Annotated in this window: 24 protein-coding genes and 1 riboswitch; of the genes, 6 read left to right on the forward strand and 18 right to left on the reverse strand. The window is 72.0% G+C overall.

All coding sequences use genetic code 11. The features are described 5' to 3' along the window. Positions 1-41: 41 nt before the first annotated feature. The 4 genes from ACWD11_RS05945 to ACWD11_RS05960 form a co-directional block, all read right to left on the reverse strand. A complete protein-coding gene (locus ACWD11_RS05945) occupies positions 42-1,070 on the reverse strand; it encodes a 6-phosphofructokinase (RefSeq protein WP_389418520.1) in 1,029 nt (342 codons plus the stop codon). Positions 1,071-1,178: 108 nt separating this feature from the next. Further along, the gene (locus ACWD11_RS05950) at positions 1,179-1,859 is read right to left on the reverse strand and encodes a response regulator (protein WP_389418519.1); all 681 of its coding nucleotides are present in this window, start codon (positions 1,857-1,859) and stop codon (positions 1,179-1,181) included. Continuing rightward, on the reverse strand, positions 1,856-3,067 hold the full coding sequence (macS, locus tag ACWD11_RS05955; RefSeq protein WP_389418518.1) for a MacS family sensor histidine kinase: 1,212 nt from the start codon (positions 3,065-3,067) through the stop codon (positions 1,856-1,858). The genes ACWD11_RS05950 and macS overlap by 4 nt, the downstream gene beginning before the upstream one ends. Before the next feature lie 31 nt (positions 3,068-3,098). Continuing rightward, the gene (locus ACWD11_RS05960) at positions 3,099-3,860 is read right to left on the reverse strand and encodes a lysophospholipid acyltransferase family protein (RefSeq protein ID WP_389418517.1); all 762 of its coding nucleotides are present in this window, start codon (positions 3,858-3,860) and stop codon (positions 3,099-3,101) included. A gap of 150 nt (positions 3,861-4,010) precedes the next feature. Here ACWD11_RS05960 and ACWD11_RS05965 point away from each other — a divergent pair, with 150 nt between their 5' ends. Then, positions 4,011-4,790, forward strand: coding sequence for an alpha/beta hydrolase (locus ACWD11_RS05965; RefSeq protein ID WP_389418516.1), 780 nt, complete (start codon positions 4,011-4,013; stop codon positions 4,788-4,790). Further along, the gene (locus tag ACWD11_RS05970) at positions 4,783-5,355 is read left to right on the forward strand and encodes a hypothetical protein (protein WP_389418515.1); all 573 of its coding nucleotides are present in this window, start codon (positions 4,783-4,785) and stop codon (positions 5,353-5,355) included. Before ACWD11_RS05965 ends, ACWD11_RS05970 begins: the two co-directional genes overlap by 8 nt. A gap of 215 nt (positions 5,356-5,570) precedes the next feature. Here the strand turns inward: ACWD11_RS05970 and ACWD11_RS05975 are convergent, their stop codons facing one another. From ACWD11_RS05975 to ACWD11_RS06000, 6 genes are all read right to left on the reverse strand, one after another. Beyond that, on the reverse strand, positions 5,571-6,290 hold the full coding sequence (locus ACWD11_RS05975) for an endonuclease/exonuclease/phosphatase family protein (RefSeq protein WP_451281514.1): 720 nt from the start codon (positions 6,288-6,290) through the stop codon (positions 5,571-5,573). 64 nt (positions 6,291-6,354) lie between these two features. Continuing rightward, entirely contained in the window at positions 6,355-7,308 is a 954-nt protein-coding gene (locus ACWD11_RS05980; protein ID WP_383372611.1) for an ROK family glucokinase, read from the reverse strand. A 129-nt stretch (positions 7,309-7,437) separates the two neighbouring features. Continuing rightward, complete coding sequence (locus ACWD11_RS05985; RefSeq protein ID WP_389418513.1) at positions 7,438-7,941, reverse strand: DUF5304 domain-containing protein; 504 nt, start codon at positions 7,939-7,941, stop codon at positions 7,438-7,440. 54 nt (positions 7,942-7,995) lie between these two features. Then, a complete protein-coding gene (locus tag ACWD11_RS05990) occupies positions 7,996-9,156 on the reverse strand; it encodes an ArsA family ATPase (RefSeq protein ID WP_451281516.1) in 1,161 nt (386 codons plus the stop codon). Positions 9,157-9,191: 35 nt separating this feature from the next. After that, positions 9,192-9,635 (reverse strand): SRPBCC family protein, encoded by a 444-nt coding sequence (locus ACWD11_RS05995; protein WP_389418510.1) that lies wholly within the window; start codon positions 9,633-9,635, stop codon positions 9,192-9,194. An 83-nt stretch (positions 9,636-9,718) separates the two neighbouring features. Next, the gene (locus ACWD11_RS06000) at positions 9,719-10,516 is read right to left on the reverse strand and encodes a metallophosphoesterase family protein (RefSeq protein ID WP_389418509.1); all 798 of its coding nucleotides are present in this window, start codon (positions 10,514-10,516) and stop codon (positions 9,719-9,721) included. A 310-nt stretch (positions 10,517-10,826) separates the two neighbouring features. On the opposite strand from ACWD11_RS06000, the gene ACWD11_RS06005 reads away from it, so the two are divergent. Further along, positions 10,827-12,623, forward strand: a complete 1,797-nt coding sequence (locus tag ACWD11_RS06005) for an AMP-dependent synthetase/ligase (protein ID WP_451281519.1) — start codon at positions 10,827-10,829, stop codon at positions 12,621-12,623. Positions 12,624-12,686: 63 nt separating this feature from the next. Here the strand turns inward: ACWD11_RS06005 and ACWD11_RS06010 are convergent, their stop codons facing one another. After that, a complete protein-coding gene (locus ACWD11_RS06010) occupies positions 12,687-13,829 on the reverse strand; it encodes a glycosyltransferase family 4 protein (protein ID WP_451281521.1) in 1,143 nt (380 codons plus the stop codon). A gap of 119 nt (positions 13,830-13,948) precedes the next feature. Between ACWD11_RS06010 and ACWD11_RS06015 the strand changes: the two genes are divergently transcribed. Then, positions 13,949-15,184, forward strand: coding sequence for a glycosyltransferase 87 family protein (locus ACWD11_RS06015; protein WP_451281523.1), 1,236 nt, complete (start codon positions 13,949-13,951; stop codon positions 15,182-15,184). A 43-nt stretch (positions 15,185-15,227) separates the two neighbouring features. On the opposite strand, the gene ACWD11_RS06020 is transcribed toward ACWD11_RS06015, so the two are convergent. The 5 genes from ACWD11_RS06020 to ACWD11_RS06040 form a co-directional block, all read right to left on the reverse strand. Continuing rightward, positions 15,228-16,418 carry a hypothetical protein gene (locus ACWD11_RS06020; protein ID WP_389418505.1) on the reverse strand — a complete coding sequence of 397 codons (1,191 nt, stop codon included), beginning with the start codon at positions 16,416-16,418 and terminating at the stop codon, positions 15,228-15,230. Between the two features lie 52 nt (positions 16,419-16,470). Further along, positions 16,471-17,484, reverse strand: coding sequence for an NlpC/P60 family protein (locus ACWD11_RS06025; RefSeq protein WP_451281525.1), 1,014 nt, complete (start codon positions 17,482-17,484; stop codon positions 16,471-16,473). Positions 17,485-17,702: 218 nt separating this feature from the next. Next, positions 17,703-18,737: a C40 family peptidase gene (locus ACWD11_RS06030; protein ID WP_389418503.1), complete on the reverse strand. Its 1,035-nt coding sequence runs from the start codon at positions 18,735-18,737 to the stop codon at positions 17,703-17,705. 210 nt (positions 18,738-18,947) lie between these two features. Then, positions 18,948-20,291: an NYN domain-containing protein gene (locus tag ACWD11_RS06035; protein WP_389418502.1), complete on the reverse strand. Its 1,344-nt coding sequence runs from the start codon at positions 20,289-20,291 to the stop codon at positions 18,948-18,950. Between the two features lie 68 nt (positions 20,292-20,359). After that, a complete protein-coding gene (locus ACWD11_RS06040) occupies positions 20,360-20,599 on the reverse strand; it encodes a hypothetical protein (protein ID WP_055541554.1) in 240 nt (79 codons plus the stop codon). 154 nt (positions 20,600-20,753) lie between these two features. Between ACWD11_RS06040 and ACWD11_RS06045 the strand changes: the two genes are divergently transcribed. After that, a complete protein-coding gene (locus ACWD11_RS06045; RefSeq protein WP_389418501.1) occupies positions 20,754-21,491 on the forward strand; it encodes a rhomboid family intramembrane serine protease in 738 nt (245 codons plus the stop codon). Continuing rightward, positions 21,488-21,769 (forward strand): Lrp/AsnC family transcriptional regulator, encoded by a 282-nt coding sequence (locus tag ACWD11_RS06050; protein WP_389418500.1) that lies wholly within the window; start codon positions 21,488-21,490, stop codon positions 21,767-21,769. Before ACWD11_RS06045 ends, ACWD11_RS06050 begins: the two co-directional genes overlap by 4 nt. A 1-nt stretch (position 21,770) precedes the next feature. Here the strand turns inward: ACWD11_RS06050 and ACWD11_RS06055 are convergent, their stop codons facing one another. Both ACWD11_RS06055 and trpD read right to left on the reverse strand, forming a co-directional pair. After that, positions 21,771-23,132 carry an aminotransferase class V-fold PLP-dependent enzyme gene (locus ACWD11_RS06055; RefSeq protein WP_451281528.1) on the reverse strand — a complete coding sequence of 454 codons (1,362 nt, stop codon included), beginning with the start codon at positions 23,130-23,132 and terminating at the stop codon, positions 21,771-21,773. 133 nt (positions 23,133-23,265) lie between these two features. Further along, positions 23,266-23,382: riboswitch (SAM riboswitch) on the reverse strand. Positions 23,383-23,457: 75 nt separating this feature from the next. Beyond that, entirely contained in the window at positions 23,458-24,522 is a 1,065-nt protein-coding gene (gene trpD / locus ACWD11_RS06060; RefSeq protein WP_389418498.1) for an anthranilate phosphoribosyltransferase, read from the reverse strand. Positions 24,523-24,648: the final 126 nt, after the last annotated feature.

Genomic DNA, 24,648 nt, shown 5'->3' on the forward strand with positions numbered 1-24,648 from the left:
TCATGGGCCGAATATACGGCCCATGACCCCCGGCTGCCCGGTCAGCCGAAGAAGACCCCGACCTCCTCGTAGAGCTCCGGATCGACCGTCTTCAGCCTCGCCGTGGCGTCCGCGATCGGGACGCGGACGATGTCCGTGCCGCGCAGGGCGACCATCTTGCCGAAGTCGCCGTCGCGGACGGCCTCGATGGCGTGCAGCCCGAAGCGGGTGGCGAGCCAGCGGTCGAAGGCGCTGGGGGTGCCGCCGCGCTGGACGTGCCCGAGCACGGTCGTACGGGCCTCCTTGCCGGTGCGCCGCTCGATCTCCTTGGCCAGCCACTCGCCGACGCCGGAGAGCCGGACGTGCCCGAAGGAGTCCAGCGACCCGTCCTTGAGGACCATGTCGCCGTCCTTCGGCATGGCGCCCTCGGCGACGACCACGATGGGGGCGTACGACGCCTTGAAGCGGGAGGTCACCCAGGCGCACACCTTCTCGATGTCGAAGCGCTGTTCGGGGATGAGGATGACGTTGGCGCCGCCCGCGAGGCCGGAGTGGATGGCGATCCACCCGGCGTGACGGCCCATCACCTCCACGACGAGGACGCGCATATGGGACTCGGCGGTGGTGTGCAGCCGGTCGATGGCCTCGGTGGCGATCCCGACGGCGGTGTCGAAGCCGAAGGTGTAGTCGGTGGCGGACAGGTCGTTGTCGATGGTCTTCGGGACGCCGACACAGGGCACGCCGTACTCGTCCGACAGCTGCGCGGCCACCCCGAGGGTGTCCTCGCCGCCGATCGTGATGAGCGCGTCGACCTCCTGCTTGGCCAGGTTCTCCTTGATCCGCCGGATCCCGTCCTCGTGCTTGAGCGGATTGGTGCGCGAGGAGCCGAGGATGGTGCCGCCGCGGGGCAGGATGCCGCGCACGGCGGGGATGTCGAGACGGACGGTGTCGCCGTCGAGCGGACCGCGCCAGCCGTCCCGGAAGCCGGTGAAGTCGTAGCCGTACTCCTGTACGCCCTTGCGGACGATGGCCCGGATGACGGCGTTGAGACCGGGGCAGTCGCCGCCTCCGGTCAGTACTCCGACCCGCATGGAAATGTCCCTTCGCCGCGGTTGCCTGGAAAGGCCACGCTAATAGTGATCCAGGTCACTCAGGGATGGGTCGGAGCCGCAATTCCGGTGAAACGTCAGGATGTTCGTTTACTCGTCGTCAAGTCCGCGCTCTATCGCGTACCGAACGAGTTCCACGCGATTGTGCAGTTGGAGCTTGCCGAGGGTGTTCTGGACGTGGTTCTGCACGGTGCGGTGGGAGATGACGAGCCGTTCGGCGATCTGCTTGTAGCTCAGGCCCTTGGCGACCAGCCGCAGCACCTCGGTCTCGCGGTCGGTGAGCTGCGGGGCACCCGGCCGGCCGGCGTCGCGGTCGGCGGGCGCGGGTTCGGAGGCCAGGCGCCGGTACTCGCCGAGGACCAGTCCGGCCAGGCCCGGGGTGAACACCGGGTCGCCGACGGCGGTACGGCGGACCGCGTCGACAAGTTCCTCCGTGGAGGCCGACTTCAGCAGATAACCGGTGGCGCCGGACTTCACGGCCTCCAGCACGTCGGCGTGCTCGCCGCTCGCGGACAGCACCAGCACGCGCAGGGCAGGGTTGTGGGCGACGAGTTCCTTGCAGACCTGGACGCCGGGCTTGGCGGGCAGGTTGAGGTCGAGGACGAGCACGTCGGGGCCCGCGGCCTTGGCACGGCGCACGGCCTGCTCGCCGTCGCCCGCGGTGGCCACCACCTCGAACCCGGACTCGCCGAGGTCCCGGGCGACGGCGTCGCGCCACATGGGGTGATCGTCGACCACCATGACCCTGATCGGTCCGCCCTGCTCGCTCATCGCATCCCCCGGGACATCTGCTTCGGTACCTTCAGTTCGACTTCCGTGCCCTGCCCGGGCACCGAGATCAGCTCCGCGCTGCCCCCGATGTCCCGCAGCCGCCCCCGGATCGACAGGGCGACCCCGAGCCGCCCCTCGCCCTCGGCCTGCGCGAGCCGCCCCTCGGGGATGCCGGGGCCGTCGTCCCGGACGGTCACGATCACCGCGTCCGGTTCGTCCTCGACCAGGATCCACGCGCGCGCGTGCTCACCGGCGTGCTCACGGACGTTGTCCAGTGCGGCCCCGACGGCCGCGGCCAGCTCCCGCGCGGCGGCCGGCGCCAGCACCACGGGCGCCCCGGGCTCGGCGAGACTGGTCCGGGACCCGGCGTAGGGCGCGAGCAGCGCCCGCAGATCCAGCGGCCCGTCGTCGTGGGTCTCTTCCTCCACGGCCCTGACCAGCGCCCCCTGGGAGGCGTCCTCCGACACCCGCGACACCGGGGTCAGACCGCCGGAGACCAGGGTCCGCAGCGCCACCTCCTGCTCGCCCGCCAGGCGCCCCAGCTCGGCCGCCTCGCCGCCGATGACGGCGCCGCGCCGCTGCACCATGGCGAGCACCTGCAGGACGCTGTCGTGGATGTCCCGGGCGAGCCGCTCGCGTTCCCGGGTCGCGGCCTCGATCTCCAGGGCGCGGGCGAGGGTGCGCTCGGAGGCGCGGGCGACCTCGACGACGTAGCCGATGGCGATGGAGGCGACCCAGACGAGGATCACCGCGTGCACGGTGTCGCGGGTCGGGGAGCCGCGGTGGACGAGGTTGGCGACGGCGACCAGCGTGGAGGCGAAGGCCGCCCAGCGCCAGCCGCCCTTGATGGCGAAGGCCAGCACGGAACCGGCCGTCCATATCGACGGCAGGGTCGGGCTGCCCGACTCGATGTGGGCGGCCGAGTCGGCGACCCGCGTGAGGAGGATGCCGACGAGCGCGAGGGTCAGGTCGGCGGCGAGGAAGGGCTTGGTGCAGGCGGCGGCGTTCGCCACCTTGGGCAGGGTCGCGAACGTCCACACCGTCAGTACGGCGAAGTAGGCGATGGCGGCCCAGGGGCGCGCGAACTCGTCGTAGGCGCTGATGAACAGGCCGATCGCGTACAGCAGGGTGAGGATCCGGTACCCCATGAGCGCACGCCACAGCGGCTGCTCGACCGACATCCTCAGGACCTTCTCGCGCCTGGCCAACTCCCCCACCCCCCGAACGGCACTGCCGTGTCTAGGACTCGGACTTCTCCTTGTCCGCCTGTTCCTTCGCGGCCTTGGCGAGAGCGGCCCGGGCCGCCTTCTCCGCTTCCTTCTCGGCCTTGGCCTCCTCCGCGAGCCGGCGCTTGGCGGCGGTGGCGTACATGTCGACGTACTCCTGGCCGGAGAGCTTCATGATCTCGTACATGACCTCGTCGGTCACCGCGCGCAGGACGAAGCGGTCGTGCTCCATGCCCTGGTAGCGGGTGAAGTCCAGGGGCCTGCCGATCCGGATGCCCGGCCGCATCAGCTTGGGCATCACCTTCCCCGGCGGCTGGATCTTCTCCGTGTCGATCATGGCGACCGGGATGACCGGTGCCCCGGTGGCGAGCGCCACGCGCGCGAGGCCGCCGGGCTTGCCCCGGTACAGCCGGCCGTCGGGCGAGCGCGTGCCCTCGGGGTAGATGCCGAACAACTCGCCGCGCTCCAGCACCTCGATACCGCTCTTGATGGCCGCCTCGCCCGCGCCGCGCGCGCCGGAGCGGTCCACGGGGAGCTGGCCGACGCCCTTGAAGAACGCGGCCGTCAGCCGGCCCTTGAGGCCCGGGGTGGTGAAGTACTCGGCCTTCGCGATGAAGGTGACCTTGCGGTCGAGGACCGCGGGCAGGAAGAACGAGTCGGAGAACGAGAGGTGGTTGCTCGCCAGGATGGCGGGGCCCTCGGCGGGGACGTTCTCCAGGCCTTCCACCCAGGGCCTGAAGGCGAGCTTCAGCGGCCCCCCGATGGATACCTTCATCGCGCCGTACAACAACCGAGTGCCTCCTGATGTCTGTCGATGAGACCTTAACCCGGAGCGCCGTCAAAGAGGCCGTCGGCCCTGGTCGGTGTCAGTGCGGTCGCGTACGGTGAAGTACCTGCAACCGACCTCATGAACAGGAGACCGAAGGTGCCGGTCCTTCCTGGAGCCGAGCCGTACCGCCATGAGGGCGGGGAGACGTCCGTTCTCCTCTGCCACGGCTTCACCGGTTCCCCGCAGTCGCTGCGCCCCTGGGCGGAGTATCTCGCCGAGCGCGGTCTGACCGTCTCGCTGCCGCTGCTGCCCGGGCACGGCACCCGCTGGGAGGACCTCCGGCTCACCGGCTGGCAGGATTGGTACGCGGAGGTGGACCGCGAGCTGCGCGCGCTGCGGGAGCGCTCCGCGCGGGTCTTCGTGGCCGGTCTGTCGATGGGCGGCGCCCTGGCGCTCAGGCTGGCCGCCAAGCACGGCGACGCGATCGACGGCGTGGTCGTGGTCAACCCCGCCAACAAGGTCCACGGCCTGGCCGCACACGCCCTCCCGGTGGTCCGGCACTTCGTGCCCACCACGAAGGGCATCGCCAGCGACATCGCCAAGGAGGGCAGCGAGGAGATCGGCTACACCCGGGTGCCGCTACACGCGGCGCACTCGCTGCGGCAGTTCTTCCGGCTGGTCGACGGTGAGCTGCCGCAGGTCACCCAGCCGCTGCTGCTGCTGCGCAGCCCGCAGGACCATGTGGTGCCGCCGGCCGACTCGGCGCGCGTGCTGAGCCGGGTGTCGTCGACGGACGTGACGGAGGTCGTGCTGGAACAGAGCTACCACGTGGCGACGTTGGACCATGACGCGGACCGGATCTTCGAGGAGAGCCACGCGTTCATGACCCGGATCGCAACCGGTCTCGGCAAGGAAGGGACGGCCGTAGGTGGCTGAGCACGACTCCGACCGCGAGGATCGCGAGCCGGACGACCAGGGTGCCCGTTTCGACGAAGACGCCGCCTGGGCGGCCATCGTCGCCGGGTACGGCGACGAGCCGACGGACCCGCCGGGGTCCAAGCCGTTCAAGTCCGTCGAGGACCTGGCGCTGCTGGAGGTTGAGACCAACGACGACGAGACCGAGAAGGCCGACGGGGACACGCTGACCGAGCCGGTGCGGCCCCTGGGCGGCTCCGTCGCCTTCGCGCCCGGCGTCGGCCCCCGCGACTACACGGCGCCCGAGCCGACGGACGAGGACTTCGACGAGGACGACGAGGGCCACTTCGTGCCGCCGGAGCCGCCGGAGCTGCCCGCGGCGGACGCCACGGCGAAGTTCGCGTGGCTGGCGGTGCTCGGCGGGCCGATACTGCTGCTGCTCGCGGTGCTGCTGGGCTGGGAGATGACCTGGTGGCTCACCACGCTGGGCATCGGCGGCTTCCTGGGCGGCTTCGCCACGCTGGTGATGCGGATGCGGACGGGCGACGAGGACGACGACGATCCCGGGCGGGGCGCGGTCGTCTAGGACGCGGGGATGCCGGGGATGCGGAGGATGCGGAGGGCGGCCAGGACCGGGAGACGGTCCGCGGCCGCCCTCGGCTGTGCCGCTGGACGCCGGGGCAGGCCGCGGGCGGCACGGGCAGGTGAGGGGTCGCCCTCATGAGGGCAGCCCGACGCCGGGGCAGCCCCCGGACACGCGCGGATGATGGCTCGCCCCCATGAGGGCAGCCCGACGCCGCATCAGGCCCCAGGCACGCGCAGTGCCGCCAGCACCGGCAGGTGATCCGTCGCCGCCATGAGGTCGGCCTCGGAGACTCCGGGATGCCCCAGCGGGACCCCGCAGCTGAGCACCTCGATGCCCTTCGTCGCGAAGATCGCGTCGATGCGCTGATGCGGGTGGGCTGGGGTGGAGGTGTACTCGCCGCCCCAGGGGGCCACGGCCCAGCAGTCCTGGAGACTGTCGGCGAGGCGCCGGAAGGTGCGGCCGTGGGGGCGTTCGTTGAGGTCGCCGCCGACGATCGCGTGGTCCACGCCCAGCGCGGCCAGCCGGTCCAGGAGCATGCCGCCCTGGTCGTAGCGCTCGTCCTTCTGCAGGCTCAGGTGGCAGCTGAGGACGCCCACCCGGGCGGAGCCGAAGCGGACCACCGCGGTGGCGAAGCCGCGGCGGTGCAACCCCGGCGTGAGCGGGAGGAGGACGTCCTCGGTGCGCTCGACCCCGGCGCGCAGGCCGCAGAGGATCGCGGGGCCCGCCGCGGTGCCGCCGCCGGTGAGGACGACCAGGTCGGACGCCCGGGCCAGGCGGGCCAGTTTCTTGCGCCAGCGGAAGAAGCGGGGAGCCTCCTGCACCAGTACGAGATCCGGTACGCAGGCCCGGATCACCCTGGCCAGCGCGGCGGTGTCGTCCCGCATCGAGCGGATGTTGTAGCTCAGGACTCGGACGAGGGCCGAACCGTCAGACATGTGGATCAATCTACGCCCCCGACTCGGGGCGCGGGGCGTGTACGCCCCGCGCCCCGTCGGGGAGTCACATGACCGGGTCGGGTTCCCGCGCCAGGTCCGCCGCCCCCACCAGGCCCGCCTTGTTGCCCAGCTGGGCCGCGATCACGTCGGCCACCGGACGCCAGTTGCCGCCCACCAGCCAGCGCTTGTAGGACTTGCGGATCGGGTCCAGGACCAGCTCGCCCTCGTCGGAGAGACCGCCGCCGACGATGAACGCCGACGGGTCGAACAGGGAGGCCAGGTCGGCGAGGCCCGCGCCGGCCCAGCGGGCCAGCTCGCGGTAGGAGTCGACGGCGACCGGGTCGCCCTGCCGGGCGGCGACGGAGATGTGCTTGCCCTCGATGCCGTCGGGGTGGCCGTTGCCCAGGGCGAGCAGCGTCTCGGCGCGCTCGGGGGTGGCGTTGGCGCGCTGCTTGGCGTACCGGACGAGGGCGCGCCCGGAGGCGTACTGCTCCCAGCAGCCCTGCGAGCCGCAGCCGCACAGCAGCCCGTCCGGGACCATGCGGATGTGGCCGAACTCGGCGGCGACGCCGAAGTGGCCGCGGCGCAGCTTGTTGCCGATGATGATGCCGCCGCCGAGGCCGGTGCCGAGCGTGATGCAGATGACGTTGCGGTGGCCCTTGCCGGCGCCGAACTTGTACTCGCCCCAGGCCGCGGCGTTGGCGTCGTTCTCCACGACGACCGGAAGGCCCACGCGGGCCTCGACCTTCTCCTTCAGCGGCTCCTGGCGCCAGTCGATGTTCGGCGCGAAGTAGACCGTCGAGCGCTGCCGGTTGACATAGCCGGCGGCGCCGATGCCCACGCCGACGATCTCGTGCCCGGCGCGCGCGCCTTCGACTGCGGAGGCGATGGCGTCCACGATGCCCTCGGGCGTGCCCGGGGTCGGCACCGTATGGGTCGAGAGGATGTTGCCTTCCTCGTCGACCACCCCGGCCGCGATCTTCGTGCCGCCGATGTCGACGCCGATGGTGAGTCCCATGAATCCCTCAGTTTCGGTCGAGCCCCGCTACGGCCAACCGTACCCGAGGCCCTGCCCCGCGATTCCTGTCGTCCGCACTGAGGACAGGAGCACGAGCCCGGTTCGAGGGCGTCTGCAGCCGCGGCCCCCTCAGTCGAGGTCGATGCGCTCGCCGGGGCCGGACTCGTCGCCGCGGTCCCGGCGCTTGTCCGGGTCACGCCTGTCCGGGTCGCGCTCGTCGCCGGTGGTCCAGCGGCGTTCCTGGGCCTGGACGGCGGAGCGGTAGGCGGCGAGGAGTTCGTTTCCGGCCGCCGCGAGGTGGTCGAAGACGTCCGGGTTGCGTTCGATGACGGGCTCGACGGCGGCCTTCGCCTGCTCCACGACCTGCTTGACCACCTGCTGGGCGGCGGGTCCGGCGACCGCGCCCAGCAGCGGGGACTGCAGCGACGTCAGCTTGTCGCCGACCGCGTCGACGAGCTTGCGCAGTTCCTCGGCGGCCGAGCCGGGGGGCGGGCCGTACTGGGTGCGACGGCGGGACTGCTCCGCGGCGAGGTCCTCGGCGCACGCCGTCGCCCACGCGTCGGGATCGGACGCCCGTGTCTCGTCGAGCGCCTCCTGTCCCGCGGCGTCGGACGGCGGAAGCTCTTCGCTCATGGCGGACTCCTGACTACGGTTCCCTACGACGTTACCCGAACGGCCGTACCGCCTTCACCGGGTCCCGGGCCACAATCGCGGGTCCGGCGCGAACCGGATCCGCAGCACGCCGTCGCGCAGCGCGGCCCCGTCGACGGAGCACCGGCGCAGGGCGGACGGCAGGGGGACGATACGGCGGAAGGGGCCCGCGGTGACGACGAGTTCGTCCCCGCGCCGGACGAGGTCGAGGTCGTCGCGCAGGGCGCCGGGCAGCGGGAGGCTCCACACCAGCACCCCGTCGTCGGCGAGGTGGTCGGTGACGGGCCACTCGACGGTGGAGGACACCGGGTTGACGGTGTCGGGGACGGCCAGGGCGGCGAGGTCGTCGGCGCCGCGCGGATCGTGCCCGAGGTGGGGCACGGCGTGGACGTCGTGCGCCTCCTGCCACTCCTCCAGGACCTTGCGCTGCTGCGCGACGAGGGCGGCGGGCCACTCCTCCGGGGCGACCCGGTTGGCGATCAGGACGTCGGGGCGCAGTCCGCGCAGGGCAAGAGCGAGGACGGCGGCCCGCACGGCGTCGGCGCCGGCCGGGCCGGGCTCGGCGACCAGGCGTACGGCGGTGCGCCGGTCGGCGACGACGGCTTCGACGGCGGCGAGTTCGACGTCCCAGCGGGCGGCCGTCTCGTAGAGCCACTCGGCGGGCATGGGGACGCCGGCGAGCCGGCCGAGCACGGGCCGCAGGGCGCGGGCCGCCTGCCGCTCGGAGGGCAGCAGCCGGCGCAGGTAGCGGCGCAGTTCCTCGGGGAGGGCGAGCAGGGCGAGGGCGTGCGGGGTGGCCGGGAGGTCCACGACGAGCAGGTCGTGCTGCTCGGACAGGGCCGCGTCGCGCAGGGCGCGCAGCAGGGTGAGTTCCTCGGCGCCGGGAAGAGGGGTGACCTCCTCCGGGTCGAGCCGGGAGGCGCCGAGGAGGTCGAGTGCGGTGGTGGCACGCTCCTGGAAGGCGGTGAGGTCGTCCCGGAACCCGGCGGCGGCATCGGGCCGCCAGGCGGTGAGCCGCTCGCCGGCCGCCACCGGCTCGGGGCCGGTGGGTGTGCCGAGCACGGCGCCGAGGGTGTCGTCGCGGTCGGCGCTCAGCACGAGGACCCGATCACCGGCGCGGGCGGCGGCGAGTGCGGTGGCGGCCGCGACAGTCGTACGACCGCTGCCGCCCGGGCCCGTGATCAAGAGGGTGCGCATGAGGGTGAACGGTAACCGAGGCCCACCCGGGTCCCTTACTGCGAACCCGACTCCACGCGCTTCTTCAGCCCGGCCAGCGCCCGGTCGATGATGACCTTCTCCGCCTTGCGCTTGATCATCCCGAGCATCGGGATCTTGACGTCCACGGTCAGCAGGTAGGTGACCTCGGTCGCGCCGGACCCCGTCGGCTTCAGGAGGTAGGAGCCGTCCAGCGAGCGCAGCATCTGGGACTTCACCAGCGTCCAGGAGACCTCGTGCGCACCGGTCCAGGTGTACGCCAGCACCTGGTCGTCCTTGATCGCCCCCGCGTCCATCACCAGGCGTACCTGCTCGGCGCGGCCCTGGCCGTCCGTGGCGAGGACCTCCGCCTCCTTCACCTCGCCGGTCCAGTCCGGGTAGCGGGCGAAGTCGGCGATCACCCCCATGACGTCGGCCGGTGCCGCCTCGATCGTGATGCTCGAGCTGGTGTGTTCCGCCATCGCTGTGGCTCCTCCAGATGCGGGCCGGTGTGTCGTCCTCGTGCGCACGAGTGTGCAGCGTGAAGGCTACCGCGCAGCCGAGGTCACCACTCCAGCGCCCACGGCTTGCCGGTCCCGGCGAAGTGCCCCACGTTCACGCACTCCGTGGACCCGATCCGCATTCGCCGCACCAGCGGCTGGTGGACGTGCCCGAACAGCGAGTACCGCGGCTTGGTCCGCCGGATCGCCTCCAGCAGCGCCCTGCTGCCCCGCTCGAAGCGCCGCGCCACCGTGTCGTAGACCAGTTCCGGCACCTCCGGCGGGATATGGGTGCACAGCACGTCCACCTCGCCCACCGCCTCGACCTTCGCCGCGTACTCCTCGTCGCTGATCTCGTACGGCGTGCGCATCGGTGTCCTGAGTCCGCCCCCGACGAAGCCGAAGGTCCGGCCGCCGATCTCCACCCGCTGCCCGTCCAGCACGGTGGTGCCGGGCCCGGCGTACTCGGGCCACAGCGGCGGCATGTCGACATTGCCGTAGGTCGCGTACGTCGGTGTCGGGAAGGCCGCGAACAGCTCGGCGTACTGCTTGCGCACCGCCTTCTCGATCACCGCGCCGCGGTCCGAGCCGATCCCCGCCCACAGCCGGGCCCCGAACTCGCGGGCCTCGTCGTAGCGGCGCGCGGTGCGCAGCTCGACGATGCGGTCGGCGTTCTCGGCGCCGAAGAGGTCGGGGAAGATGCCGCGGGAGTGGTCGGCGTAGTCGAGGAAGAGGACCAGGTCACCCAGGCAGATCAGAGCGTCCGCCCCGTCGCCGGCTCTGGCCAGGTCACGGACGTTTCCGTGTACGTCGCTGACCACATGAACGCGCGTCCTGCTGTTGCCGGATGGTGTGGATGCCATGGCGATCAAGCGTAAGCCTGTGCGGCATGCGTGAACAGTGGCGGCCAGACCTGCGGTTACTGGCCAGTCGTGAAAGGGGTCGACTACTGTGCGCGCAGAAACACCATGCACGCGGTACCGATCCGTGTGACGCAGCGAACATCTCGCCGGGCCCTCTGTCGAAGACGCCATACCGGCGGGTAACGTCCGGGCAGTCCAGTCGTGCTCAGGATTTCAACCAACGAAATGCCTGGGTACCTGCCCGAGCCTTGGACCGCACCGTCGCATCACACACCGTCGTGGCGCCGGCGCCCTATGAGGAGCAGCAGTCTTGCGCGAGTTCAGCCTTCCGGCCATGTACGAGGTCCCCGCGGACGGGAATCTGACGGACATCGTCCGCAGAAACGCCGCGCAGCACCCGGATGTCGCCGTCATCGCGCGCAAGGTGGGCGGGGCCTGGCAGGACGTGACGGCCACCGCCTTCCTCGCCGAGGTGCGCGCCGCCGCCAAGGGGCTCGTGGCGGCCGGAGTGCAGCCGGGCGACCGGATCGGACTGATGTCCCGCACCCGGTACGAGTGGACCCTGCTGGACTTCGCGATCTGGTCGGCGGGCGCGGTCACCGTGCCGGTGTACGAGACCAGCTCCCCGGAGCAGGTGCAGTGGATCCTCGGTGACTCGGGCGCCACCGCGGTGCTGACGGAACTGGACAGCCACACGGCGGCCGTGGAGTCGGTGCGCGACCGGCTGCCCGCCCTGAAGCACCTGTGGCAGATCGAGGGCGGCGGCGTCGAGGAGCTGGGCCGGCTCGGGCAGGACGTCAGCGACGAGACGATCGAGGAGCGCGGCTCGCTGGCGAAAGCCGACGACCCGGCGACCATCGTCTACACCTCCGGCACGACCGGCCGCCCCAAGGGCTGTGTGCTCACCCACCGCAACTTCTTCGCGGAGTGCGGCAACATCGTCGAGCGGCTGCGCCCGCTGTTCCGGACCGGCGAGTGCTCGGTGCTGCTGTTCCTGCCGCTGGCGCACGTGTTCGGCCGGCTGGTCCAGATCGCCCCGATGATCGCGCCGATCAAGCTGGGCTGCCTGCCCGACATCAAAGACCTCACCACCGAACTGGCCGAGTTCCGGCCGACGTTGATCCTCGGTGTGCCGCGTGTCTTCGAGAAGGTCTACAACTCGGCGCGGGCCAAGGCGCAGGCGGACGGCAAGGGCAAGATCTTCGACAAGGCGGCGGACACCGCCATCGCCTACAGCCGCGCGCTGGACACCGCTTCGGGCCCGTCGGTCGGCCTGCGGATCAAGCACAAGGTCTTCGACCGGCTCGTCTACAGCAAGCTGCGCGCGGTCCTCGGCGGCCGGGGCGAGTACGCCATCTCCGGCGGCGCCCCGCTGGGCGAGCGGCTGGGGCACTTCTTCCGCGGCATCGGCTTCTCGGTCCTGGAGGGCTACGGCCTGACCGAGACCTGCGCCGCCACCGCGTTCAACCCCTGGGACCGCCAGAAGATCGGCACGGTCGGCCAGCCGCTGCCCGGCTCGGTGGTGCGCATCGCCGACGACGGCGAGGTGCTGCTGCACGGCGAGCACATCTTCAAGGAGTACTGGAACAACCCGGGCGCGACCGAGGAAGCGCTGCGGGACGGCTGGTTCCACTCCGGTGACATCGGCACCCTGGACGAGGACGGCTACCTCAGGATCACCGGCCGCAAGAAGGAGATCCTGGTCACCGCGGGCGGCAAGAACGTCGCCCCGGCGGTGATCGAGGACCGGATCCGCGCGCACGCGCTGGTCGCGGAGTGCATGGTGGTGGGCGACGGGCGGCCGTTCGTGGGCGCCCTGGTCACCGTCGACGAGGAGTTCCTGGGCCGCTGGGCCGCCGAGCACGGCAAGCCCGCGGACGCCACGGCGGCGTCCTTGATCGACGACCCGGACCTGCTGGCCGCGATCCAGTCGGCGATCGACGACGGCAACGCCGCGGTCTCCAAGGCGGAGTCGGTGCGCAAGTTCCGCGTCCTGCCCTCCCAGTTCACCGAGGAGTCGGGGCATCTGACGCCGTCACTGAAGCTCAAGCGGAACGTGGTGGCGAAGGACTTCGCGCAGGAGATCGAGGCGATCTACGCCAAGTGACCCGCCGGTTCGCGAAGGCGCGGGGTCCCCGTCGGGGGCCCCGCGCCTTCGTCGTCCGTCCGGTTACAGCAGGTCCTTGAGCCGCTCGGCCAGCAGGTCCCAGCGCCACTTCTCCTCGACCCACTCGCGGCCCCGCTCCCCCATCCGGCGGCGCAGTTCCGCGTCGCCGAGGAGGGTGACGATCCGGTCGGCCGCCTGCTCGGGCGAGCCGCCGCGCACCACCCAGCCCGTCTCGCCGTCCAGGACCGCGTCCGGCGCTCCGCCCGAGTCACCCGCGACCACGGGCAGCCCCGTCGCCGAGGCCTCCAGGTAGACGATGCCGAGCCCCTCCACGTCCAGGCCCCGCCGGCGCGTACGGCAGGGCATGGCGAACACGTCACCGGCGCCGTAGTGGGCGGGCAGTTCGGACCAGGGGACCGCGCCCGTGAAGTGGACGGAGTCGGCCACCCGGGTCTCGTGGGCCAGCTTGCGCAGGTCCCGCTCGTAGGGGCCGCCGCCGACGATCAGCAGGACCGCGTCCGGTTCCTTCGCCAGGATCCGGGGCATGGCCAGGATCAGGGTGTCCTGCCCCTTGCGCGGGACCAGCCGGGAGACGCAGACGATCACCGGGCGGTCGGTCAGCCCCAGGCGGGCGCGGACCTCGGTGCCGCCGGATCCGGGGTGGAAGGTCTTCTCGTCGACGCCCGGCGGGAGCTGCGCCATCCGCCGGGCCGCCGCGGGGCTCAGCGCGCCGGCGATGCGGGAGCGGGTGTACTCGCCGAGGTAGGTGATGGTGTCCGTCGAGTCCCCGATCCGCCGCAGCAGCTGCCGGGAGGCGGGCAGCTGGGCCCAGCCGGCCTCGTGGCCGTGGGTGGTGGCGACCAGGCGTTCGGCACCGGCCTTGCGCAGCGCCGGGGCCATCAGGCCGAGCGGCGCCGCCGCCCCGAACCACACCGACGTACAGCCGTGCTCCCGCAGCAGTCCCACCGCCCGCCGGGTGACCCGGGGCGTGGGCAGCAGCATCGTCGTGGCGTCGCGTACGACGGTGAAGGGCTGGTCGGCGTCGAAGGCGGCGGTGGCCTCGGCGCCCTCCTGGCCGCGCTTCCAGGTGGAGGCGTAGACGACCAGCCGCTCCGGTTCCAGCCGTAGCGCCATGTTGTGCAGGAAGGCCTGGATGCCGCCGGGGCGGGGCGGGAAGTCGTTCGTCACGATGAGCGTCTTGTGCATCGCGGCCGACCTTATCCGAGGCGTACCGCACAGCGCGTCACGGCCGCGCTGGTGGCCGACGCACAGTTTCCCGGGACATCATGTTCCCCTCAAGACGGACGCGGACGGCAGGGGACCAGGTGGAGACGACGGGCACGCGGCGGTCCTTGGCGGGGCTGCTCGTCATCTGGGCCCTGACCAGGGTGGTCCTGCTGCTCTTCGTGTTCAAGGTGTACGTCTTCCCAGGCCCGGACGTCACCAGCGACGTCTCGGTGATCTACCAGGGCTGGTACGAGGTGCTGCGCACCGGAACGTTCCCGCAGGACGACGTCACCTGGCAGTACCCGCCCGCCGCCGCCCTCGCGATCCTCTCCCCCGCGGTGCTGTTCCATCTGGACTACGCCTCCGCCTTCTTCGTCCTCGCCTTCACCGCCGACCTCGCCGTCCTCGCCCTGCTGCTGTACGCGGGCCTGCGCCCGGGCCGGAGCCTGCGCGGCCCCTGGGTGTGGGCCGCGGGTGTCCCGCTGCTCGGGCCGACCGTCTACGCCCGCTACGACGTGATGGTGACCGCGGTGGCGGTGGCCGCCCTGCTGGCGGGCGCCCGGCACCCCCGGGTGATGGGGACGCTGACGGCGTTCGCGGCGCTGCTGAAGGTGTGGCCGGTGCTGCTGCTGGTCGCCGCCCGCCGCCGTTCGGCCTGGGTGTGGGCCGCGGTGACCGCCGCCGGTCTGGCGGTGCTGTTCGGCGTGGCGATGCCGGGCGCGTTCGCGTTCCTGACCTTCCAGCGGGACCGCGGCACCGAGGTGGAGTCGCTGGGCGCCCTGGTCTTCCATGTGGCCCGGCACTTCGGCTGGGACGGGGAGGTGCTGCTGAACTACGGCTCGGTGGAGTTCCTCGGCCCGTACGTGAGCGTGGTCAGCACGGCCGCGCTGGTGCTGACCGCGCTGGCCTTCGGCTGGCTGCTGCTGTGGCGGTTCCGGGCGAACCGGTTCCTGCCGCACACGCTCGCGGACGCCGCCCTGGTGGCGGTGCTGATGTTCACCACGACCAGCCGGGTGATCAGCCCGCAGTACCTGGTGTGGCTGGTCGGGCTGGCCGCGGTGTGCCTGTGCTACCGGGGCAGCCGGATGGGCGTGCCGGTCGCCCTGGTGCTGGCGGCGTGCCTGCTGACGGTGCTGGAGTTCCCGGTCTGGTTCTCGCACGTGGTGTCCAGCGACTGGCTCGGCATCACCCTGCTGTTCCTGCGCAACGGCCTGCTGGTGCTGGCCACGGTCCTGGCCGCCCGCGTCCTGTGGCGCTCGACGGTCTCCGTCCCCGAGGCCGCTCCGCTGCCCGCCCAGGCCACCCGCGCCAAGGAGACCTCGCTGCCCTCCTGAGCCGGGGCCGGGCCCAGGGGGATCCGGCAGTCCGGGACCCCGGTCAGCCGAACTGCGTGCGCAGATAGTCCCGCCACTGCACGGTGAAGTCCGCCACGGTCGTGCCGAGGACCCGGTCCATGGCCTCCTCGACCGCGCCGGGCCGCTTCTCGTGCCCGCCGACGGCCCGGTAGAACTCGGCGAGCCGCTCCTCGCCCCAGCGCTCCGCGATCATCCGGCAGGCCATCCAGCCGCTCTCGTAGGCCTGCGCGAGCCCGGCCGAGTCCCCGGTGAACCCGAAGTCCTCGTCGGTCGGCAGCCCCGCCGGGATCTCGCCCTCGGTCACCGCCTGCCACAGCTCCGGGGCGGCCTCGACGGGCGAGCGCCCGGTGCCGAGGTAGCCGACCCAGTCGGCGTACCCCTCGGAGAGCCAGAGCGGGGTGGCGGCGCTGGTGTGGGCCCGGGTGGCGACATGGGTGGCCTCGTGGGTGAGCACCACCTGCTTGCCGCTCTGGCCGAGGACGCCGTACGCGACCGGGTTGAGGATGATCCGGTCCGCGGGCGCGTCGGCGGGGGCGCCGGTCTCGCCGGTGGTCACGGCCGCGATCCCGCGGTACGAGGAGGCGGGCGAGCCGAGCAGTCCCGCCATCGCCTCCAGGGACTGCGGTACGAGGACGACGAGCCGGCGCGGCCACTCGGCGTCCCAGGCCCGGTTCACCGCGGGCACGGCCCGGTCGGCCAGGTCGGCGAAGGTGCGCAGCCGGGCGCCGCTCTGTCCGACGCCGAGCACGATGCTGCGCTCACCGCGGACCACGTCCACCCGGCCCTGGTCCCACAGCTGGTCGGCGGCCTCGCGGGCGGGCCGCTCGGACTCGACGTACCACGCGCCGCCGGCGTCGAGGCTGAGCCGCAGGCTGCGGGCCGCGGTGACCGGCGCCCGGTCGTCGCCCCGCAGGCGGTAGCGCAGTTCGGCCTGGGCGGTGGCGCTGTCCCCGCTGCGCCGGAGCCCGGTCACCCGGTAGGACCACTCGGCGAACGGCACCTCGCGCAGATCGTCGAAGCCGCTCCGCGCGCCGGTGCGGACGAAGGCCGACTCGTCCCGCTCGACGATCGCCGCGGCCCGCCGGTCCAGCACCCGCTGCACCGCTTCCCGCGCCGCGTCCGTGGCCGGTCGCCCCCCGCACGCCACGAGCGAGACGAACAGCAGACACAGCACCACCACACCGGATCCGGACGCCCGCCCTCGACCAGCCATGCCGCGATCGTACGGCGATCAGGCCACCGGGGTCAGACCCCCGGCGGAGCCGTCAGACCCTGGTGACCGTGGCCCCCGGCATCATCCCCACCGGGTCGTAGCGCACCGGCGCCCCCGGATAGGGCGCGTGGATCACCTGGCCGTTGCCCATGTACATCCCGACATGGCTGGCGTCGGAGCGGTAGGTGACCAGGTCGCCGGGCTGGGCCTGGGAAAGGGGGACCTGGCGGCCGGCGAAGCGCTGGCCCTGCGAGGTGCGGGGCAGGGCGACCCCGGCCTGCGCGTACGACCACTGCATCAGGCCCGAGCAGTCGAAGCCGCTGGGGCCGCTGGCGCCCCAGACGTACGGCTTGCCGAGGGCGGAGCGGGCGGCGGCGATCGCGGCGGCCGCACGGCCCGACGCCGGGGCGGCGCCGCCGAGGTCGGGCATGTCGGAGCGGCCGGAGCGGGAGGCCCGGTCGTAGGCGGCGCGCTCGTCGGAGGGCAGCGAGTTGAGCAGCTGCCGGGCCTTGGCGAGCTTGCCCTCCACCGTCCGCTTGTGCGCGGCGACGGCCTTGCGGCTCTTCTCCAGCTCCCCGAGCTTGCGGGAGGCCTCGGCGCGCTCCAGGGAGAGGTCGCGCATCGCGTCCTGGAGTTCCTTCAGCTCGCCCGCCTGACGGGCGCTGATCCGGTCCAGTACGGCGGCCTTGTCGAGGTAGTCGTCCGGATCCTCGGAGAACAGCAGGGCGAGGGAGGGGTCGAGCCCGCCGGAGCGGTACTGCGCTCCGGCCAGCGAACCGAGCGACTCCCGCATGGAGTTGATGCGCTCCTGCTGCCGGGCGATCCGGTCCTGCGCGGTGGTGACCTCCCTGCGCAGCGAGTCGGCGCGCTCATCGGCCTTGTTGTAGGCCTCGGTGGCCTGTTCGGCCTCCTCGTAGAGGCGGTCCACCTCGGCCCGGGTGTCGTCGTGCGGAGCGGCCGATGCCGGTACGGCTGCGAAGGCCGCGGCGGTGGCGGAGATGACGCAGAGCGCGGCGCTCGCGCCCCGGTCGAACCCGGACGGTACAAGGCGACGATGGGACCCCACGAGAAGCCGCACCCCTTCCGCTGGCGGACAAGGACCTTCCCCGGCGAGGGGGAAACGCGGCAGACAGTAGCCCCGCTACGGGCCACCGACCAACGACCGCCGTGCACACGCAACGTGACGCCCCGCCTAGGACGCAGGTCATGGGCGGGGCGCGGGGTCAGTTCACGTCACCGGGATTCGCCCGTTCGGGCGGCACGGTGTCGTGATCTTGAGGGTGCTCAGATGCGGACGCCGAACTGGTACGGCATGTTGTTGATCGACTCGTAGCGGACGACCGTGTTGGAGCGCGGGGCGTGCAGCACCTGGCCGTTGCCCGCGTAGAAGCCGACGTGGTGCAGGTCGCCGTAGAAGATGACCAGGTCGCCGACCTTGAGGTCGGACTGGCTGTAGATGCGGGTGCCGGCGTTGGCCTGGGCCTGCGAGGTGCGCGGGATGCCGACACCGGCCTGGGCGAAGGCCCAGCTGGTCAGGCCCGAGCAGTCGAAGGAGGAGGGGCCGGAGGCGCCGTAGATGTAGGGCGAGCCGATCTTGCTCTGGGCGGCCTGGAAGGCGGCCATGGCGCGGCCGGAGCCGGCGCTGGCGCCGCTGAGGTCGACGCGGTCGGCGGACGAGCGGCTGGCGCGGTCCTCCTCGGCGGCGAGGGCGGCCTTCTCGGCGGCGGTCAGGGAGTTCAGGAGCTTCTGCGCCTGGGCGAGCTTGTCCTGGACTTCCTGCTTCTTCTTGCCCAGTTCGGTCCGGGTGGAGGCGAGGTCCTTGAGCTTCTCGGTGGCCTCGGAGCGGTCCTGGGCGAGTTCGCGCTGCTTGTCCTGGATCTTCTTCAGCGACTCGACCTGCTGGCTGCTCAACTGGTCCAGCGTGGACGCCTTGTCGAGGTAGTCGTCCGGGTCGGAGGACAGGAACAGCTGGACCGAGGAGTCGATGGAGCCGGTGCGGTACTGGGCGGCGGCCGCCAGGCCTATGGAGTCGCGCATCTCGTTGAGGTCTTCCTGACCGCGCGCGACGTTGTCCTGGATCGTGGAGATCTCCTTCTGGAGCTTCTCCTGCTTCTCCTTGGCGCCGTTGTACTTCTCGGTGGCCTGCTCGGCCTCCTCGTAGAGCTTGTCGACCTTGGCCTTGACCTCGTCCTTGCTCGGCTTCTCGCTGGGCGCGGCGTTGGCCGCCTGCGAGCTGATGGCCACGGCGGCAGCAGCGGCGGTGGTCAGCACGGTCACACGTGCGCGGCTCGGCTGCTTGGGTCGACGGTGGGACGCCACGGAGGCGAACTCCTTCTTCTGAGTGATCTTCCGAGCGGAGGTTCGAAGGCAGACCCTAGTGATACAGCTGTGATCAGTTCAAATCCCTGGGCGATTTATCCCGGTTACGGTCCGCATTCTTTACCATCAACCCACGTGCAGTGATGTGCACTTGACGCTACGTTGCGTGACGGTTCCGTCAATTCGGGCATTGCCGCTGTAGATTGACCTTCAGGACAGTCGCTTCAGAAGCACCGCAGATGCCACCGGACGGGCGCCCGCCCGGGCCACCCCGTCGGCCACCTCGCGGTCGGTCGAGACGACGATGACCGGACGCCCCGGCGGCTCGGCGCGCACCAGCTGACGGATCAACTCGTCGGCGGTGATCCCCGGTTTGGAGAACAGCACCCGCACCCCGCGCGGCGGCGCCAGCAGCACCGGCGCGGCCAGTTCGGCCCCGTCGAAGACACAGGTCACCTCGGCGCCGGTCTGCGCGGCGAGCTGGGAGAGCTGCCCGAGGAGCCTCAGGCGCTGCTTCTCCAGCGGCATCTGGGGATAGCCGGTCTTGGTGACGTTGTAGCCGTCGACGACCAGATGCGCCTGGGGCAGCGCCAGCAACTGGTCGATGATGGCGGGGTCGTTCTCGGACAACGCCCGCGCGGCGATGTCCTTGGGGGTCATACGTCCCGGTTCGACCGCGTCCACGGTCTCGGCCGGACGCACCGACACCGGCGGCAACGCCAGCTCCCGGCGCAGCCCTTGGGTGGCGTCGAGCAGGGTGTCCAGCAGCAGCCGTACCCGCATGTCCTCCACGCTGCGGCCCTCGCGCGCCGCCCGGCGGGTGGCCTCCAGGGCGGCCTCCGCCTCGGCGAGCCGCGACTTCAGCCGCCGGGTCTCGCTCTCGGCGGCCGACACCTGCCCGTGCGTCTCCGCCCGTACGGCCTCGATCTCGCCGTGCGCCTTGCGCAGCGCCGCCTCGCCGCGCTTGACGTCGCTGAGCGCCGCCCGCAGCTTGCGGTGAAGCGATTCCGCTTCCTTCTTGGACGCGTCCAGCTCGGTGCGCAGCCGCTCGGTCTCGGTCCGGATCTGCTCCCTGGCCTGGGCGAGGTCGGCGCGCAGCCGTTCCAGTTCGGCCCGGCTCTCCTCGTCGACGCGCTCGGCGTCGGCCCGCTGGGCCTCCTCGCCCGCCGCGGTCACCAGCTTGACCCAGCCGGTGGGCCGCAGCACATAGGCCGCGGCCGCCACGTCGAGCGGATCCGCGGCCGGGGGCGGCGAGCCGGAGTCGAGGGCGCCGGCGAGCTCCGGCTGGGCCTCTCTCAGCTTCTCCCCGATGCGCTGACGGAAGAGCGGATCGGTCTCCAGGGCCGCGGCCATGGCGTTGCCGGCGAACTTGACCCGCCGGTTCGGGGCGAAACGGGCGTACTGTCTCAGCTGGGCGGGCAGTTCACCGACGGTCAGCCCGCCGAACCCGTCGGAGACGATCTGCACGACCCGGCGGCGCACTCCGTCGGGCAGCGGACGGTCGAGCACCTCAGCGGCGCCGTCGCCCGGCCCCCCGCCTGCGGTCTCCACCATCCGTCTCACCTCATCGCCTGTGCGCGATCCCCCTGGCGTGGGGGATCACCCGAGCGGGGCCCGCTCCCTCAGGAGCCGGCGCCCGGCCTGTCCACGAGTTCCACCTGGTCCACGGCGTTGCACCAGCGGCAGCGCACCGACTCGATGGTCTCACTGACCACCTCGCGCTCCTCGACCTTGGGCTCACCGGCGAGGTCGAGGTGGACGTACTCGACGACCTTCGACGAGCGGGTCACATCGAAACGGGTGAGGTTGCCGCAGAGCGTGCAGCGCCACCGCGTGGTGGCCGTCGGCAGGGGAACCGTCATCGCGACCGTTCTTTCCTTCCAGTGTCGGTGACTCACCGGAGTCCCGGTGCGTGTGGCTCGTAACCCTACGGCCTGGCGGGTACCCGCCGCTCGGCCGTCCACAGCGGCGAGGCGGTCCGGTCCGTTGCGTCCCCTTACGTCATGCTCTGTGGTCATGATCAGCAAGTGGAGCAGCACGGTCGTCAGAGGCATGCGGATGCCGTCCGCGCCGGTCACCTACGCACTGATCGGCCTGTGCACGCTGATCTTCCTGATCGGCCCGGCCTCGGGGCTGAACCCGGCCTACGGCACCGGTGACGAACTGCTCGCCGCGCAGCGGGCCTACTTCCGGCGCTGGGGCGTGATCCCGGCCGAACTCTTCGAGGGCGGGGCGCGCGCCGCCCTCACCCCGGCCACCGCGCTCTTCGTGCACGGCAGCTGGGTGCACCTGCTGGGCAACATGCTCTTCCTCTACGTCTTCGGCGCGCTGACCGAGGAACGCATGGGCCGCGTCCAGTACACCCTCTTCTATCTGGGCTGCGGCTATCTCGCCCTGCTGGGGTACGCGGCCGCCAACGCCGACTCCGAGCAGTCCCTGGTCGGCGCGTCCGGCGCGATCTCGGCGGTCCTCGGCGCCTGCCTCGCGCTGTTCCCGCGGGCGAGGGTGACCAGCCTGCTGCCGTTCCTGTTCTTCCTGCCGGTGCGGTTGCCCGCCTGGGTGGTGCTGCCGTTCTGGGCGACCCTGCAGTGGCTGGCCGCGGGCCGGGCCACGAGCGGGCCCGGCGTGGCGTATCTGGCCCATCTCGTGGGCTTCGGCCTGGGGTGCAGTTACGCCTGGGTGCGGTTCGGCCGTACGACTAGAGTGAAGGCCGCCCCAGCGACGCCCGCCCCCGAGGGAGAGAACCAGCCGTGATCACCGCGATCGTCCTCATCAAGACCAGCGTGGACCGGATCCCCGAGATCGCCGAGCAGATCGCCTCGCTGGACAGCGTGAGCGAGGTCTTCTCCGTCACCGGCACCTACGACCTGATCGCGATGGTCCGGGTCAAGGAGCACGAGGACCTCGCCGAGGTCATCCCCGGCCGCATCAGCAAGATCCCGGGCGTGGAGGGCACGGACACGCACGTGGCGTTCCGGACGTACTCCCAGCACGACCTGGAGGCGGCCTTCGCCCTGGGGCTGGACAGCTAGCTCATACGGCGGGCACGCAACGGCCGTCCTCCGTGCGGTAGTTCCACTTCGCGCCGTCGGTGACGAGCTCGCGCACCGCGGTCACGAAACGCTCCACGTGCTCGTCCGGAGTGCCGGCGCCGAAGCTGACCCGGATGGCGTTGAGGGACTTCTCGCCGGGTGCCGCCTCGGGGGCGCCGCACTCGCCCTGGGTCCCCGGGTCGCTGCCGAGCAGGGTGCGGACCAGCGGGTGGGCGCAGAACAGACCGTCGCGGACGCCGATGCCGTACTCGGCGGACAGGGCGGCGGCGAAGTGGGAGCTGTTCCAGCCGTCGACCACGAAGGAGAGCACGCCGACCCGCGGGGCGTCGTCGCCGAAGAGAGAGAGGATCCGGACCTCGGGCACCCCGGCGAGCCCCTGGCGGACCTTCTCGATCAGGTACCGCTCGCGGGCGACCAGGGTGTCGAAGCCGGCCTCCGTGAGGGCCTTGCAGGCCGAGGCGATGGAGTAGGCGCCGATCACGTTCGGCGAGCCGGCCTCGTGCCGGGCCGCGCTCTCGTGCCACTCCACGTCCACTCCCCCGTCCGCGCGCCGGCTGACCTTGCGGCTGGCGCCGCCGCCCACGAGGTACGGCTCGGCCGCGACCAGCCAGTCGGCGCGGCCGGCCAGGACGCCGGAGCCGAAGGGGGCGTAGAGCTTGTGCCCGGAGAAGGCGATCCAGTCGACATCCAGGTCCTGGACCGACACCGGATGGTGCGGGGCGAGCTGCGCGGCGTCCAGGACGATCCGGGCGCCGTGCGCATGGGCGGCGGCGGCCAGTTCCCGCACCGGCCACAGCTCGCCGGTGACGTTGGAGGCGCCGGTGACACAGACCAGGGCCGGGGCGTACGGGTCGCGGGCGGCGAGGGCGCGCTCCAGGGTCTGCACGGCCTGGCGCGGGGTGCGGGGGGCGTCGAGGTAGGTGACCTCGGCGTCCTGCCAGGGCAGCAGGGAGGCGTGGTGCTCGGTCTCGAAGACGAAGACCTGGCAGCCGGCGGGCAGGGCGGCGGCGAGCAGGTTCAGGGAGTCGGTCGTGGACCGGGTGAAGATCAGCTGGTCGTCGGCGCGGCAGTCCAGGAACTCGGCGACCGTCCGGCGGGCGTTCTCGAAGAGGTCGGTGGACAGCTGCGAGAGGTACCCGGCGCCTCGGTGGACGCTGCCGTAGTACGGGGCGTAGGCGGCCACGTCGTCCCAGACCCGCTGGAGCGCGGGGGCGCTGGCGGCGTAGTCGAGCGCGGCGTAGGTGACTTCACCGCCGGTGACGAGCGGGACGGTGACATCCCGACCCAGAACGGGCAGCGGGGCACAAATGGTCTGGGCGGAGGCAGCGGTGGAGACAGACATGGAGGGCTCCCGTGAGAGAAGGGAAGAAGCAGGGGAAAGGGGTGCGCGGAGGCGGGGCTCGGCGGCCCTATCGCATTCGCTTGCTCACGGAAGGCTCCCTCGAACGACCCAGGACCCCTGGTGTATCGCGAGGGGTCCGCGCTTGCCGCGAGCCTTGCTGCTCACGGCCTGGTCCTCACCCGGGGCACCCCGCCACGGACGGAGGGTTGCCGGACAGTCGGCCGGGGCCTCATGACTGTCACTCATGACCTGGTACGGAAATCTAGGGGAAGTGATCGTCGTCCCGCAACCCGTGTCCGGATCACGGGACGACGACCGGGGACCGCTAGGCGTTGCTGGCGGCCACCCAGCGCTCCAGCGTCCGCTTGGCCGCGCCGGAGTCGATCGACTCCGCCGCCTTCGCCATCGCGGTGCGGATCTGCTCGGCCAGGGGCTCCCCGGTCGGGTGCAACGCCACCAGGGCCGCCGCCGAATTGAGGAGCACGGCGTCCCGGACGGGGCCCGGCTCGCCGTTCAGCAGCCGCCGCGCGACGTCCGCGTTGTAGGAGGCGTCCGCGCCCCGCAGCGCCTGAACCGGCACCAGTTCGAGGCCCACGTCCCGCGGGTCGAAGGCTTCCTCGGTGACCTTGCCGTCCCGGACGATCCAGACCCGGGAGGTGGCGGTGGTGGTCAGTTCGTCCAGTCCGTCGTCGCCGCGGAACACCAGCGAGGAGTTGCCGCGCTCGGCGAACACCCCGGCGACGATCGGCGCCATCCGCGGGTCGGCGACCCCGACCGCCTGCGCCCGCACCCGGGCCGGGTTGGTGAGCGGACCGAGGACGTTGAAGACGGTCCTGATGCCCAACTGCCCGCGCGCCGCGCCCGCGTGACGCATCGCCGGATGGAACTTCGCCGCGAAGCAGAAGGTGATCCCGGCCTCCTCGGCGACCTGCGGCACCCGGGAGACCGGCAGCTCCAGGTTGACCCCGAGCTTCTCCAGGACGTCCGAGGAACCGGAGGCGGAGGACGCCGCGCGGTTGCCGTGCTTGACGACCTTGGCGCCCGCGCCGGCCACCACGATCGCGGACATCGTGGAGATGTTGACGGTCTTCGCGCCGTCCCCGCCCGTGCCGACGATGTCGACGGTGTCACCGGACACCTCGATCACATGGGCGTGCGCGTACATCGTCCGGACGAAGCCGGTGATCTCCTCGACCGTCTCGCCCTTGGCCCGCAGGGCCACCACGAACCCGGCGATCTGCGCGTCGGTCGCCTCGCCGCGCATGATCAGGTCCATCGCCCAGGCCGTGTCGTCGGCGCCCAGATCGCGCCCCTCCAGCAGGCCGTTCAGCAACCGGGGCCAGGAACGGCCCGCCGCGGTGTCGCCTCCAGCGGGGGTCACAGCGCTCATGGGGCCGCTCCTGAGTGTCGTAGCAGAGATGCACCCCGAAAGGAGTGCGCTCCCCACCCTATCCAGCCCCGGGCACGGCGAAGGGCCCCGTCCGGTGTACGGACGGGGCCCTTCGCCGTGGCGTGG

This window comes from Streptomyces sp. NPDC002776 (assembly GCF_053592195.1).